This is a genomic window from Acinetobacter sp. YH12021 (assembly GCF_013420145.1).
Classification (GTDB): domain Bacteria; phylum Pseudomonadota; class Gammaproteobacteria; order Pseudomonadales; family Moraxellaceae; genus Acinetobacter; species Acinetobacter towneri.
In genome coordinates this window covers 38,320-52,777 of the sequence record NZ_VOYT01000015.1, presented here as the reverse complement: position 1 = coordinate 52,777, position 14,458 = coordinate 38,320, and the positions used below count along the sequence as shown (strand labels likewise).

General features: G+C 40.1%; 14 protein-coding genes and 1 pseudogene. 6 read left to right on the top strand and 9 right to left on the bottom strand.

Annotated elements, in window-relative coordinates; all coding sequences use genetic code 11:
• Positions 1-111 (top strand): annotated as a pseudogene (locus FTT91_RS11305) (IS5/IS1182 family transposase); the annotation flags it as partial.
• Between the two features lie 537 nt (positions 112-648).
• On the opposite strand, the gene FTT91_RS11300 reads toward FTT91_RS11305, so the two are convergent.
• Positions 649-1,131 carry a hypothetical protein gene (locus FTT91_RS11300; protein ID WP_004973490.1) on the bottom strand — a complete coding sequence of 161 codons (483 nt, stop codon included), beginning with the start codon at positions 1,129-1,131 and terminating at the stop codon, positions 649-651.
• Between the two features lie 230 nt (positions 1,132-1,361).
• On the opposite strand from FTT91_RS11300, the gene FTT91_RS11295 reads away from it, so the two are divergent.
• Together FTT91_RS11295 and FTT91_RS11290 are read left to right on the top strand one after the other, a co-directional pair.
• On the top strand, positions 1,362-2,795 hold the full coding sequence (locus tag FTT91_RS11295) for a diguanylate cyclase (protein ID WP_218952043.1): 1,434 nt from the start codon (positions 1,362-1,364) through the stop codon (positions 2,793-2,795).
• 51 nt (positions 2,796-2,846) lie between these two features.
• Entirely contained in the window at positions 2,847-4,337 is a 1,491-nt protein-coding gene (locus FTT91_RS11290; RefSeq protein ID WP_180169462.1) for an amidase, read from the top strand.
• A gap of 99 nt (positions 4,338-4,436) precedes the next feature.
• On the opposite strand, the gene FTT91_RS11285 is transcribed toward FTT91_RS11290, so the two are convergent.
• Positions 4,437-5,618: an MFS transporter gene (locus FTT91_RS11285; RefSeq protein WP_180169461.1), complete on the bottom strand. Its 1,182-nt coding sequence runs from the start codon at positions 5,616-5,618 to the stop codon at positions 4,437-4,439.
• Positions 5,619-6,335: 717 nt separating this feature from the next.
• Here FTT91_RS11285 and FTT91_RS11280 point away from each other — a divergent pair.
• From FTT91_RS11280 to FTT91_RS11270, 3 genes are all read left to right on the top strand, one after another.
• Complete coding sequence (locus tag FTT91_RS11280; RefSeq protein WP_180169460.1) at positions 6,336-6,950, top strand: LexA family transcriptional regulator; 615 nt, start codon at positions 6,336-6,338, stop codon at positions 6,948-6,950.
• Between the two features lie 20 nt (positions 6,951-6,970).
• Positions 6,971-8,269 (top strand): Y-family DNA polymerase, encoded by a 1,299-nt coding sequence (locus tag FTT91_RS11275; RefSeq protein WP_180169459.1) that lies wholly within the window; start codon positions 6,971-6,973, stop codon positions 8,267-8,269.
• 139 nt (positions 8,270-8,408) lie between these two features.
• Complete coding sequence (locus FTT91_RS11270) at positions 8,409-9,083, top strand: hypothetical protein (RefSeq protein WP_180169458.1); 675 nt, start codon at positions 8,409-8,411, stop codon at positions 9,081-9,083.
• A 124-nt stretch (positions 9,084-9,207) separates the two neighbouring features.
• Here FTT91_RS11270 and FTT91_RS11265 read toward each other — a convergent pair whose 3' ends face one another.
• Genes FTT91_RS11265 through FTT91_RS11235 form a run of 7 tightly spaced genes read right to left on the bottom strand, consistent with a single transcriptional unit; the run spans position 9,208 to position 14,458 of the window.
• A complete protein-coding gene (locus FTT91_RS11265; RefSeq protein WP_180169465.1) occupies positions 9,208-9,783 on the bottom strand; it encodes a glycoside hydrolase family 19 protein in 576 nt (191 codons plus the stop codon).
• A 5-nt stretch (positions 9,784-9,788) separates the two neighbouring features.
• Positions 9,789-10,157 carry a hypothetical protein gene (locus FTT91_RS11260; RefSeq protein WP_180169457.1) on the bottom strand — a complete coding sequence of 123 codons (369 nt, stop codon included), beginning with the start codon at positions 10,155-10,157 and terminating at the stop codon, positions 9,789-9,791.
• Between the two features lie 58 nt (positions 10,158-10,215).
• A complete protein-coding gene (locus FTT91_RS11255) occupies positions 10,216-10,446 on the bottom strand; it encodes a hypothetical protein (protein ID WP_180169456.1) in 231 nt (76 codons plus the stop codon).
• On the bottom strand, positions 10,439-12,517 hold the full coding sequence (locus FTT91_RS11250) for a hypothetical protein (RefSeq protein ID WP_180169455.1): 2,079 nt from the start codon (positions 12,515-12,517) through the stop codon (positions 10,439-10,441). Before FTT91_RS11250 ends, FTT91_RS11255 begins: the two co-directional genes overlap by 8 nt.
• A 17-nt stretch (positions 12,518-12,534) precedes the next feature.
• Positions 12,535-12,921, bottom strand: coding sequence for a hypothetical protein (locus FTT91_RS11245; protein WP_180169454.1), 387 nt, complete (start codon positions 12,919-12,921; stop codon positions 12,535-12,537).
• Positions 12,918-13,202: a hypothetical protein gene (locus FTT91_RS11240; RefSeq protein WP_064102003.1), complete on the bottom strand. Its 285-nt coding sequence runs from the start codon at positions 13,200-13,202 to the stop codon at positions 12,918-12,920. The genes FTT91_RS11245 and FTT91_RS11240 overlap by 4 nt, the downstream gene beginning before the upstream one ends.
• Positions 13,202-14,458 (bottom strand): hypothetical protein, encoded by a 1,257-nt coding sequence (locus tag FTT91_RS11235; RefSeq protein ID WP_180169453.1) that lies wholly within the window; start codon positions 14,456-14,458, stop codon positions 13,202-13,204. The genes FTT91_RS11240 and FTT91_RS11235 overlap by 1 nt, the downstream gene beginning before the upstream one ends.

The window sequence follows — 14,458 nt, the reverse complement described above, 5'->3', positions numbered from 1 at the left end:
TTAAAGACCTTTAGAATTCTTGCTGAACGTTATCGCAATCGGCGTAAACGCATGGGTTTACGCCTTAATTTGATTGCTGCAATTTACAACATGGAATTGATTAAAAAATGATTTTTGCAAGAGGTCTAATGACACGACATATCAATATGGTTTATATACCAACATTGGTTCAAGCAATGCTTTTGGTTATGGCTATGCACAAAACAGTGCCGAAGAATATATGATGGATGCTAACCCAGTTTATCGTAATGCGGGTGTCTTAGTATTTGATCCAAGTGCAAACTTTGCTGTGGGAATGCAACAACGCAGCAGTAGCAAAGATGTCAGCATGATTTTGCAATAAGTGATCAGTAAATATGGACAAAGATTTAAGTTTTGTTCAGCTTAAAAGAACTGATACGAATATTCAATTTACAGTTTTTGCTTTTTTATCAGCCTCCTTCAAGACCTCGTGACTTGAAGGAGTTTTTTTATTCATTCATAGTGAGTTTAATCAGTATAACGATAAACTTCTTTCATAAATCGAAAATGATCATAAGCAATAAGTCGAATTGATAGTGAAAGTCCCTTTTCTTGCGCTATATAGCCGCAAGAGGATGAGGGGTGTGGATTTATGAAAGAACTCTGATACACGAGATAATGATAAGTTTAAGGCAGGACGCGGTACAACGTCGCAAAACATTGTTCTGCTTTTTCATTACTACAGAAATTAATGGTATGCGCATTTTTCCATTTTACAAAATATTGTGAAATATCCCCTGTTTGGTCTTCCTGATATCCAGAACAATCCACTTCATTATTGTCATATTTAACTTGCAAAATTAAAGCAGGTAAAGAATTTGCAGGGTCTTGTGAAGGTTGATAATCATACACGCCCGCAGACCATTCTTGACCGCTTTTAATCACCACATCGCTATTACTTTTAAAGTTGTAGTATTCAATACATTTACGATTATTTGGGATTTGCATACCCCACAGCCCCACAATTTCTGGGCGGGTCACCACACGAAATTTATTGGTGGTTTCTGCTGCTACTGGCGTTAACTTGGCTGAATCTATTGTTGTATTTTCATTTGCAATCGCGCAGACAGAACATAAGCTTAAAACTGTGGTTAGATATATTTTTTTCATACATTTATTTAAAGATATAAACCGTTTAGACAACTTAGCATATTTTTAATCCAAATCTGCAAGCAAAAACATAACACAACAATTTTATTTAACAAAAGTGTGACTCAGTTTACATTTAATCGACTTTGTAGGTAATGGTTATTTGATATGATCGCGTTTCTGTTGTGAGTGTCACACTCATTCAAGTTTTTTTCTTAATTATCAACCCATTGCAAAAGTGAGTTTAGTACTTGCAAAACTTTAGCATACCGCAAACTATATCTTCGACTCAAAAGCAAATATTTGCCTTTGGGCTGCTTGCCGTTGTGGTATTTTTTGCTTGTTTATTGGGTATTTTTACTCGCCCGCTTAGCTACTTTTCGTTTTTTTGGCCAACCAACGCCCTCTTGTTGGGGCTACTCATTCGCTTTCCATCTTTAAAAAATTTTGGTGGAATTTTGGGTGCTTTTTTTGGCTATATGGGCGCCGATTTGGTCACAGACAATACTTTCCTGATGACGCTAGGTTTAACGCTTTCCAACTTTGTAGCTGTTTTTAGTGGGTTGTTTTTCTTTAATTTTGCCCGCGCTAAACTTCCAGCGAGCAATAATAATGTGTCAGAGCTATATCCACATATTATTGCTGTAACTTTAGGCTGTTTCTTTGGGGCTTTATTTGCCATTCTTCTGCTGCCAAATTTGCCGCACACCTTTATGTTAAAAGAAAATCGTTGGATTGATTTTTTTACTTGGTGGTCTGGTGAAATTTTAAATGCGGTAATTGTCTTACCTTTAATTTTGGCTGCCCCAGGCTGGTCTAAATTCAAAAAACTTATAAATAATCAATATGCTAAAGAAACTCAAATTCAGGATATCTTGCCCTTTTTTGCATTACTGATCTCTATCGCCTGCACCCATATTTTCTATGGGCCAGGCGCACTATTATATCCATTGGCTGCATTAATTTGGGCAGCTGCCAGCTATCAACTTTTTAATTTGGCACTGATTAATAGCTTGGTCTGTTTAACTCTGTATCACAGCGTCACAGGCTTGTTTATAGATCAAGTGAATTCGAGTTATTTAACCACCATTATTTCTATTCGTGTGGGTTTAATTATTTTAGGTCTTGCCACGTTAATTTTATGTGTGATTAGCCAAAACCGAAATCAGTTGTATAGAGAAGTATTGTATTTGGCAAATCATGACAGTTTAACCGAAACACTGAACCGCCGTAGTTTTACTCAGTTAAGTGAAAAAGCTTTAAAGCATAAAAACAATCATTCATTGTCTTTAATTATGTTAGATATCGACGATTTTAAAAAAATGAATGATCAATATGGGCATTATGTCGGTGACCGTGCTTTGCAACATCTCTCTAACATCGTTAAAAGCAATTTACGTGATCACGATTTATTTTGTCGCATTGGTGGTGAAGAGTTCATTATTTTGCTGAACAATAATAACTTAAATAAAACTCAACGCATTGCAGAACGTATTCGTATGTGTATTGAACATCAAGCGTTAAATTTAGAAAACCTTGAACCCATTCATTTTACAGTAAGCATGGGCGTGTCACATACACACTTACCCACCAATCTCCCTTTACAAGATTTAATTATTCAGGCAGATCAGGCGCTATATCAGGCAAAAATGCAAGGTCGTAATCGGGTCATTCTTGCTTCTTAAACAAAAATAGCATACAACATCAATTTGACAATACAGATTTTCAGGATTGAAATGAAACTTGCAGAATACCTCCAATATGATGCTTTAGGCTTGGCAGAGCTCGTTGCCAAAAAGGATGTTCAGGCCTCAGAATTATTAGATATTGCGTTACAACGTGCTGAACAAACCAATCCACAATTAAATGCCATTATTATTCCTATGCATGAACATGCACGGCAGCGCACACAAACAAAATTAACAGGCCCATTTGCAGGTGTGCCCTTTTTAGTCAAAGACTTATTTCAACAATATGCAGGCTATCCGACTTCATTTGGTTGTCAGGGTTTAAAACGTGCGCATCATCTTGCAGAACAAAATGCAGAAATTGTAAATCGTTGGGAAAATAGCGGAATCGTTACCTTTGGACGTACCAACACGCCTGAATTTGGGATTAAAGGGATAACCGAGCCAGATGCTTGGGGTGCATGTAAAAATCCATGGAATTTGAAACACAATAGTGGTGGTTCTTCTGGTGGTTCTGCGTCTGCAGTTGCGGCAGGTATTGTGCCGATTGCAGGGGCAAGTGATGGCGGTGGTTCAATTCGTATTCCTGCGTCTTACTGTGGTTTGTTTGGTTTAAAACCAAGTCGTGGACGCACCCCGTGGGGGCCACAACTCAGTGAAGCCATGCATGGTGCAGCGATGCAACATATTTTAAGTAAAAGTGTACGTGACAGTGCGGCAATGCTCGATGCAACGCATGGCGCAGATGGTCATTCACTTTTCAAAATTGAAGCTCCTGAACGCAGTTATTTAGATGCAATTCAGCAAGCGCCAAAAAAATTAAGAATCGCATATTCGACCCAATCTCCGATTGGTACAGCTGTTTCACAAGATGCCATCAATGCCATTCAAAAAACCGTACAGCTTTTAGAATCTTTAGGGCATGAAGTGGTTGAAGACCGTCCTGCTATTGATGGCATGCAATTGGCCAAAGATTTCATTACCACATGGTTTAGCCAATTTGCTTATTTAATTGCTGAAATTCAAACTCGCCTGCCAAATCATTCCGATAATTTTGAGCTAGACTCTTTGGCTTTGGCTGCCTTTGGCGCAAAAACCACGTCAGTAGATTACATTCGCAATTTGAATAATTGGGGGGTATATGTCACACAAATGAATCAATTCTTTGAGCGTTATGATTTATACCTCATTCCTGCAACAGCTTCAGTTGCACCGAAAAATGGCGAAGTGAAAACCCCTGCATGGCAAAAACCAATTTTAAAAACACTATTACATGCAGGTAAAGCACATTGGTTAGCGCAAGGTAAATTGGTCGACCGCATTGTCAAAGAAAACCTAAAATGGGTGCCATTTACTCAACTTGCCAATATTACAGGGCTGCCTGCAATGTCTGTGCCTTTGTATTGGAATAAAGATAACTTACCATTGGGTTCGCAGTTTATTGCGCCTTTTGCACGTGAAGATGTGCTTTTACAACTGGCTGCACAACTTGAAACGGCTCAACCGTGGTGGCATCAATACGCTAAAATCCGTATTTAATGTAGCAATCAATTAGTAAGAAGCAAGCAAACTATACCCATCCAACTTTGCTTGCTTCTATTTTTGATAAAAGAACGGTATCACTGCAAAATCACCAATCTAGGCTTTGGTATCACTCGACATTGACTGCGATTCTAATTGCTTTGGCAATCCCCAAATAAAACACAGACCAACGAGTGTAGATAATCCTGCAAAAATAAAAATCCATTCGCCTGAAACAATATCCCAATAATGCCCTGCCAAAATACTCCCCAGAGCAACACCTAAACCCCACATGGTACTGTAAAGTGCTTGCCCACGACCTTGTTGCCCTGCAGAAAAGTTTTGAAAAATCACCCGCATGGCAATGATATGAAATAATCCAAAACTAAAGGCATGGATGCTTTGTGCAAAAAAATGTGCAAAAAATATGGATGGAAATAAACCAACTATCACCCAACGTAAGCCTGTTAAAATTAAACATACGGCAACCAGTGAACGCCAAGACCAACGCTTTAAAAACAAACTCGCATAGGCAAACATAATGATTTCAGCAACCACCCCGACAGACCACAATAAACCGATCTGACTTGTGCTAAATCCTGCCTGACTTAAAAAATTACTATAAAAACTATAAAATGGTGCATGCGAAAACAGTAAAATCAATTCAATTATAAAAAATGAATAGACTACTGGGCGCTTTAAAATAGGCAATAAGGGTTCAAGTTGTTTTTGTGCAATGGGTGCGGAGCTTGGTTCTTGAATACTGAATGACCATAGAAATGCCAGTAAAGAAATACTGAGTAGCAACATCGGTAACATGGAGATTGGTATAATTTCCAAAATAGCACCTATGCCAAAAACCCCGACAATAAAACCTATAGAGCCCCATTTACGCACTTTGCCATAGAGTTCCGCACGTTTCTCGCCCAACCAAAACAAAGTCACGCCTTCAAATTGTGCCAAAATTGCGTTTTGGAAAAAGCTAAAAATTAGCATGAGTAATGCAACAGACTGAAAGCTATTCGGAACAATAAAAATCAGTAACCAAATACTGGCTTCCATCCAAGTTGCGATGCGCACCAAAAGCATCCGTTTGCCTGATTTATCGGCAATCCATCCCCAAATAAAAGGCGCGAAAAAGCGCGTTAAAATGGCAATAGAAGATAAAACACCAATTTCCTGATAATTAAAGCCCTGATCTTCTAAATACAGGCTCCAAAAAGGCAAAAACGTCCCAACAATTGCGTAGTAGAAAAAGTAGAATCCACCTAGTTTGTGTTGAATTGGAATAGGTTGCATTAGCTTGCATATCCTTGCATTTTCAATAACTTAAAATATTCTAAGGTTGCATAGCATTGCATTAGTTTGTCCTTAATTGCAGTTCAACTGTCTACAAATCAGTCTACAAACTTTAAAAAAATATTTTTCCTAATTTTTTGTAGACCGCAGCATAAGACACAGATGTTCTTAATTTTATGATTAAATTTGATGAAAAGCACGTTGCATTAAGTGAGGTGATGGATTGATGGGGTTATTAGTGGTTTATGTCGCACTTCAAGTTTTACTCTGCCATGCATATTCCAACTACCTAGCCACCAAAAGCCTATCAAAAAAACTTAGACAGCCTTTGTGGAACTCTTCGTTAAAATTTATTTCAGGGTCGTCTTTTTCATCGTCGCAATTATCTGCTGAGGGTAAGTCATTGTACTTGGCATATAGATACCCATTACATAGCTCGGTGCGGTATTCATGCCCGCACTCAGGGTCTATTCTTCGGGTCTCTTCTGCTTTAAGTGTGAGTAAAGTGCCAGCGATAAGCAAAGCAAGAATGGCTAAAACCAAGTGACTTAGACTCATTTTAATTATCCGATTTTATTATTATTGCTTTCAATAATTTATCACCTAACTTTCGTTTGTTCAAAATAATTCAGACAAACACTACTTGAAAGCCTGATCTATTTATAGCTATTCTATATGCGCAAACTTCAAACACGCCATGTAGCGTAGGAGCACATAATGTCAAAAAAACTGCCGATTTATTTCTCGGATGACGCTTGGTCATCACTTCAACAAATTATGGGTCCTGAGGGGAAACCTAGCCCTACAATCAATGCAATTCTCGAACAAATCACGCTGCTTGATCGTCATGGCTTTACGCAAGTGTCACCGCGTACATGCGTAAGCATTCCAATTGCATCTGAATCCATTCCTGCAGGTTTCCCATCCCCTGCCCAAGACTACATTGATAAAAGCATCGACCTAAACGAGCACCTTATTTCAAATGCTAATGCTACGTTTTTAAATACGATACGTACCACATCAATGGTCAATGCTGGGCTTGAATATGGCGATGTAGTCATTGTTGACCGTAGTAAAGAAGCCAAACACCGCAGCATTGTGGTTGCATTAATCGACCAAAAAGACCTGACCATTAAGCGCTTAATGATTACCGCCCAGATGTCAAAAGCTGAGTTGATTGAGCATTTTGGTGAAGACTACGACCCTGCCACTTTGCCCGAAGCTTGGCTCAAGGCAGAAAGCCCTGACTATGACAGTATTTATTTAAAAGATGGTCAAACATTTGAAGTTGTCGCTGTTGTGACTTGGAACTTAAAAAACCTGTCTGTCTAAAACAATAAGAAGAATAAATCATGAAAAACGCAAATCGTGTATTTGCGCTCATTGACGTGAATAACTGTTACGTCAGCTGTGAGCGTGTATTCGATCCATCACTAAACAACAAGCCTGTTATTGTTCTATCAAACAATGATGGTTGTGCGGTCGCTCGTAGCCAAGAAGCCAAAGACTTAGGCATCAAAATGGGTGTGCCTGTGTTTCAGATCAAAGACATTATTCATCACAATAATGTCCAAGTATTGTCTAGCAACTATGCTTTATATGCTGAAATGTCACGTCGCTTTCATTCGATACTGTCTGAATTTGTGGGACCGGGTGAACAAGAAATATATTCTATAGATGAAAGCTTTCTTGAGTTGACTGCGTACAGTAATAAGTTTGACCTAAGTGACTATGCGCAGCAGATGCGTGAGCGCATTTGGAAATGGCTAGGATTGCCTGTCTGCGTTGGTATTGGCAGAACAAAGACCGAAGCCAAAATTGCAAACCATATTGCCAAAAAAAATGCCCAGTTCAGAGGTGTATGCGATTTGGTGAACATGGATCTAATAAATAAGGAACAGATTTTTGGCACAATCGATGTGTCGGAAGTTTGGGGCGTTGGGCGTAAACACGCGAAAAGACTGAATGATATGAATATCAATACAGTGCATGACCTTGCGTGCACTGACCCGCGCAACATTAAAAAACTATTTTCAATTGTTATGGCTAGAACAGTGGCAGAGCTGCAAGGCATATCATGCATTGAAATTGAGCATACCCCACCGAGTAAGAAACAGATAGTGGCCAGCCGCTCATTCGGCACGAAAGTCACAGACATAAATGACTTAAGAGAAGCCATGTCAATGTATGCGCAAGATGCATGCTCGCGGCTGAGAAGTGAAAACTTGTTGTGTGGCTCTATTACCGCTTTCGCACACTCAAATCCGTTTGATCCAAATGTACCGTTCTACAATAAATCGCTCACTTCAACCTTTGCACAGCCGACCGACTGTGTGCTTGATCTAGTTGATAGAGCCGTACAGATGATGAATCTGTTATACAGAAAAGATGTGAAGTTTAAAAAATGCGGGATTATTTTGACGTGTCTTGAGCCAAAGTCATCACATATTTATGACCTGCTCACAGATATGGAGGCGATTCAAAGAAAGGAAAATTTAATGCAGGCGCTGGAAAGTGTTCAGATAAAGTTTGGCAAGAAAAAGATTGCTGCAGGCAGCTGCTTCTTACCAGACCGCAATTGGTCAATGAGTCGTGATAAACTGAGCAGAAACCCATTTAAGTGGGGCGAAATGCTTGAGATAACTAAATGAAAAAACAGCAAGCCAGAACAAGCCGAGTTGCGTAGGGTTTGCGCCTTATAAAATTGTCGGACTAGACCATGCGGCGTAGTTGTTTTGATTATTAACATGAGTGTATGAGTGAGTATGTGGTTTTGAGTGGGGTGGGTAGTTGAATAGATTTAAGCCAATTGCTTTCAGCTTTATTGTAAGCCTATCGGTAGCATTTGTATTTTTAATGGCGACCTTTGCAATATTTGCATTTTCGAGTCCCGGTGGTATGAAGGATGCGCTTAGCACAACTGGAAGTTATTTTGGCGCAGTATCCACTTTAGCAGCAGCAATCATTGCAACGTATTTGTATACCGACTGGAAAGAGCCGCATTTTGTTTCAAAAATAGCATCAGAGCAAAAAGAGATCATCACCCTAACTAGACGGATGAAGAGAAATATAGATGCTTTTAGTTTATTTATGAGCACTCGAAAACCTTTTTATACTGGCTTAAATAATGGTGATGAGTTTGCCCTTCAATATCAAACATTAGTGAATAACATCTTAGATGATATTGATGATTTGGCAGGTTTAATAAAAGCTTATGAGTTCAATTTTAAAGATGACACCACCCATGAAAGGGAGCACTTACACAGATTAAATGCAAGTCAAGGCATATTAGGTGAGCTTCATAGTGTGTTTGCTGAGCCTAATCCAGTTCTCAGATATATTGATTCATACCCCAAGGTGAAAACCAAAGTAGACTCAGGTGAGTTAATAGAGTTATATAAAGAAATCTTATTAAATATGCCTGATTATTTATCTAAATATTATTCAACATTAGCGAGACGTTAATATTTTAAAGTCATCGCCTAGAGGACATTTCAATTCACACACTGCACACATACAGTAACGTGAACTTTTGTGCTTATTGAATGAGCTGTGCAGCCTGATAAAAGGATGCACAGCAAAATAATTCTTAAACCCATAAGCGCAATTTCGCAAGATGGGCTTTACGATCTGCCAGACCATTGGTACCGCCATTGATGCGGCGCGTAATAGTCAACACATCGTCTTTGTCAGCCAGGGTATTTAAGCCATTATCAGACCAAAACTTGCAAGCGACCAATAAGCCTAAACTTGGGATTGCCACAATTTCAGGATTGTTTTCAAAGTCGATACCAAGCTGCTGACCATATTTGCGGTAGTTTGCACGGCCAGTCAATTGAATTGGTCCACGTCCCTTGAATCGCTTGCCATCCCCCGCCTGGGTATTACCTAAATCCTTTCGACCTTCATACGCTGCACCTGACGCGATTTCTTCCATATAACGAAAGTTGCCCGACTCATGTGCAAGCTGTGCTAAGAAATGAATAAAGCGAAGTGAATTGTCTAGGATGCCATACGTGCGAAAATGAACATTGGCAGCAAGACCGAGTTCTTCAGCGCGGCTCTGTGAAGCACCAAGCTTACGAAATACAGCAGTCAAGGTGCCATGACCAATAATGCCATCATCCGCAACACCGACTGCCTTTTGCAGCTTTTTGATTTGCATCTTATTCACTTACCACCCCCTACAATCGCAATAAATGCCGCTTTCACCTCGGCGATTACTTCTGCAAGCGACTTCCCGTGCATGAGCGCAATTGATTGGTAAATAATGCCGATTGCCAGTAAGCCAAACACAGCGAAAATCAACATCACAAAGCCTTGCGCCATGTGTGAGTAATTGTTTAATTCGTAGTATTCAATGAACGCAGCACCGCCATATAAGCTGACCGACACACTAAATAAGAACTTACCAATCACACCTAATGTGACTTGTATTTTTCCTTCTTTATCAATATCCCCACTTAGCACTAAAGCAAGGATTGCCCCCACAACTGCTGGAACTAATTTAATAAACCATGGTAATGCGTTTTCTTGCATTGTCTTTTCTCCAGACATAAAAAAACGCCCTTTCGGACGCTTGATTCAATTTAAATTTTTACACTTCAATCTGTACTACATCACCGCTTGCCGCCAAGCGTTTAATATCCCCGTTTGAAATAAAAACCGTTGAACCGACGTTGTAGCGAGTCGTACTGGTACACATCACCAAGCCTGACCCATCTACAACTAAAACTTTATAATTCGGATGATTTTCATGCGTGATCTGCCCCACAAATTCAGGCGCTTTGGGCATTAAATCAATCAACCGCTGCAGTGCATTACTCACGATTCACACGCTCCACTTTGACAGTTTGGTTCACCTTTGCATGGCTGAATGACACGCTGACACTTTCAACAATGCCCCACCACTCGGCATTAAATGCAAAAACTTCACCCGGTTCACATTCCCCGACTTCCGCAGAAATTGGCATAGTTAGTGTATGCGTTTCAACCATGCCTGCCTTGGCTAATTTGGCTTTTCCGAAAGCACTCATACTCATCACATCAAACAAAGGATTGTTTTCAGGTGGCAATAGCACGTCTGCTGCTGTGCCTGTGCGTTTGACCTGCGCTTGCTTGCCTGTTCTATCGTTTGTCAGTGTGATGCCGTTGTAATCGGGATAAAGCTCATAGTCTGTGGATTGGCTCGTTACCAATGAATCAGGTACAAGGCGGTCATAATCATCAACCGTAAGCGCATCCCAAAATGTCTTTTTATAAAGCGGTTTAATTGAAAGTGTATTGCTACCCTTTTCGCTATAAATAAAACCACCGCCACTTTCTGCAATCAGTTTAATCGCTGCGATTGGCGCAAGATTCGAATAACTTAAACTGTTGTTTGCTACGATCCAGCCTAGGTCATCAATCAATTGCCAATTCAGCACAGTATCACTAAAAACACGGTCTAATTCAGCTTGAGCAAGTTGTACCGATGTTCGCTCATTCTCTTGTAAAAAAGAGCGTAAAGGCGCATACGGTGCATCAAGTAAAGCGGTTTGACTGCGACCTGTTAATGTATAAGTAATATTGCCAAAATTGCGTGAACGTGTGCGATTCTCAAGCAGCATGTGATGCTCATACCCATTGACCATAATTTTAAGAATTACAGGCTGTCCATTGATTGGCTCTAACTTCGAAATTTCAGTATGCGGCACAGTTAAGCTATACGACCACGCCCAGCTGCCGCGGTCTGTACGATAGTTGCCGTCATACACTAAAATTTCTGCATCATTATCAAGCCGTGTCACAGATAAACTATTCAAGATATACCACCAATTTTGATTTGGAATTGCGGGAATACAGTCGTCCACACCAAAGTTTAAAATGACGTTATGCGCATCTACTTCATGACATAAGCAGATAAAATTTAAATCGCCTGTGCCTTCGTATTGCGGCAATTCAGGCTTTGGCCATGGTTGCACTGGATGCTTACGATAATGGATCGCCTTGGCTTTTTCCCAAGCCAAATCATCAGTCGTGACAATCTCTAAGCCTTTGTCCCATTCAAACGTGAAATGCTTTTCAAAAACGTGTGCCACTTCATGCGCATACGTGATATTGCGACGCTTACGAATCATTTCGTGCCAGTCTGTGATTCGATTGATACGCAGCTTTAAGGTTTCATCAAATAAGTAGCTTTGATGAATGAATCGCTTGTCACCTGATTGCCAAACTAAATCCGCACTAACCCTTAAGCCTGTGGCTTTCTCATGCTCAATTCTGACTGCTTGTGTAAGCGAATCGGACCGATCAAAACCTGTCATTGCTTGCTGACTCAGCACCAAGCCCTGGTCATAAAAAAGAGCCTCATTTGAGACTCTTAAAATTGGTTTTGCCCACGGTATTTCCGTGACACTTAGCGCAGCGATTGCCCTTTGATAACCCGCATCAAACGCATAAGACACACCGACGATGTGATTAATGTCGAATACAGCCTCAACTTGAAACTGAAATGCGGTGTCTAAAACCGTATCAATCGTGCATAGGTTTTCAGCGAATTCTGCAACAATTTCAAAGCTAAAACTGGTGTCTAGGACGGTATCAATCTGCCCGACAATATCTGTGTTTTCTTTAAAGACTGCGACAACTTCAAAGCTAAACTCGGTATCTAGTACCGTGTCTATGACTGCGGTATTTACACCACTGTCAGCATAAATTGCAGTGACTTCAAAACTAAAATCAGTCTCTAAAACCGTGTCAATAACTGCAGATACATCATCCCCAAAATTGAGGTTAGTCGAGCCATCGGCTAGATGCTCAAAATTGAGAATAATGTTATGACTATCGGTATTTTCAGGCTTAAAGTTTAAGTTTAAGTTGTGCGCATCAACGGTGCCGAGCTTATTTTTAAAATCCACATGAGCACCCTTTTTAGTTACGGTCTTAATTTGATGGACTGGATAAACAGCGTACCGCCCAAAGCCAAATTGGTATTTGCCAGCGATATGTCAGTACCAACGGTTAGATCCGCTGCTACCTCGCCTGCACCGTTATATATCCGTGCCCATGTTGCAGTGCCCGCCTTAATCACATTACCTGTATCGGTTGGATGAAACTCAACATAGGTGGCTGTAGTTTCTTTAATGCAAGGCTCAGGAAAAGTAAGCGTTACCAATGCATTGTTTGAGTCTGCCGCCACAGATGTGTCTGCAGGCTGCACACCTTCATAAAAAATAACGGTAGCACTTTGGCTACCGCTATCCATAAAATTTGCAAAGGCTTGAATCATGGCAAGCCGAGCATTGACTGATGTTTTACTCATTTTGGCACCACGTTATCTTGAATGACAGCGTTGAATTTTGATTCTGGATGATGAGCGACAATGAAATATTTTTTCAGCTCAAGGTTTTCAAACTTATAAAAGCCTTCCTTGGTAGAAATGGTTTCTTTAATCAAACGGCCAGAGACTTTTTCAAACAATCTAATCCTACATGGTAAAGCTTTTCCTAACTCGGACGCTGTTCCTTGTATAGATAAGACTGAATCTGATCCAACATATTTTCCATTAATTGTGGAAATGTTAATGATTGGTACGACACTCACTAAATATCTCCAATTTCAAAAATGATTTGACCAAACCTAGGTGGAGTATAAGTTGCAATATTAATTGCAATGTAGACTTTATTATCTTTGACTATTACCTGCTTATGAGCGTATGGAATTGTCTCAACTAAGTGATAACCGTGTTTTAAACGACCATATATCCCCTCGCCTGACAAGTATATTGAAAATATTGGTTTATCTACTGGGATATAAGTATGAGCATTTAATGATCCAGATGGCCTGTTAGTGTTGAATAACGATGAGACTGCTTTGGCTTGCCCGAACTTATCTAGTCTTGAGAGCATACGCTCGGTTAAAATATTCTCAGCGCCTCCATTGACGCCTATTGATGTATCATCACCAACTTTGTTGAAATTATTAACCGTTCCTTCAAATAAGGTTGTTGATAAAAAATTATTAAACGCATATCCCTCAATTAATGACTCATAAGCCCCAAAACCGTAGACTTGGCAGTTATTCATTTGGTATCCAGTTGAATTAATCAAATAAAAGCAATCAGTCGAGCCAATTAAAATATATTGTCTTATACCGTTAGGAGGAGATACATTGTCCTTCACATCTGATGACGCATCACCATTTCTCGCATAATACCAACGCGACCACCCGTTGATGACCGCTGTTCCTGAGCCTGTACCCACCCAGTTCTTATCAGGATTTAACACATCAAAAGGCGCTTGTACGCCAAGCATCGTATCAATATCAGTCATATCTTCAGCGATACCGACCTTTGCATATTTGGCATAGGTGGCCGTATATGCAGGGTCTAATTCGTCTACGACACGTAAAAAAGGTCGACTTGGCAAAAGTAAATTTGTAGAGCGATAGGCGGCTTTACCTCCACCACTTGGATTGCTGCTAGAGAATGGTTTCTCCCAACCTAGTGGCGGCAATGACGCACTAATAGTGCCTGTGGCAGTTGGTACGCTCGGTGCTGCGGCCAATTCAAATGTAAATGAGCTTGTATCAGGGATGGATAAAATACGATGCTCACCATTAAATTCTGGTTGGTTAGCACCCGTAATTTTAATCACTTGGTACTGCATTAAATTATGCGCAGTCCCGAATGTTGCTGTTACCGTACTCCCTACAGCTGTAAGTGAATTTACAGCTCCAATCTGGATGCCATCAATCAAACATGCATCCAACACATTAATCATTGAGCCATAAGCATTTTGCAGTTGCGGTGCATTATTGTTGGTATGCACATAAAACTTAATATCTGTACTTGCGACCAT

Coding starts and splice junctions, on each gene's coding strand:
- FTT91_RS11285 (WP_180169461.1), bottom strand. CDS start 5,618: ATGCAACCTATTCCAATTCAACACAAACTAGGTGGATTCTACTTTTTC.
- FTT91_RS11300 (WP_004973490.1), bottom strand. CDS start 1,131: ATGAAAAAAATATATCTAACCACAGTTTTAAGCTTATGTTCTGTCTGC.
- FTT91_RS11260 (WP_180169457.1), bottom strand. CDS start 10,157: ATGCAAGAAAACGCATTACCATGGTTTATTAAATTAGTTCCAGCAGTT.
- FTT91_RS11290 (WP_180169462.1), top strand. CDS start 2,847: ATGAAACTTGCAGAATACCTCCAATATGATGCTTTAGGCTTGGCAGAG.
- FTT91_RS11280 (WP_180169460.1), top strand. CDS start 6,336: ATGTCAAAAAAACTGCCGATTTATTTCTCGGATGACGCTTGGTCATCA.
- FTT91_RS11275 (WP_180169459.1), top strand. CDS start 6,971: ATGAAAAACGCAAATCGTGTATTTGCGCTCATTGACGTGAATAACTGT.
- FTT91_RS11265 (WP_180169465.1), bottom strand. CDS start 9,783: ATGCAAATCAAAAAGCTGCAAAAGGCAGTCGGTGTTGCGGATGATGGC.
- FTT91_RS11235 (WP_180169453.1), bottom strand. CDS start 14,458: ATGGTCGCAAGTACAGATATTAAGTTTTATGTGCATACCAACAATAAT.
- FTT91_RS11245 (WP_180169454.1), bottom strand. CDS start 12,921: ATGAGTAAAACATCAGTCAATGCTCGGCTTGCCATGATTCAAGCCTTT.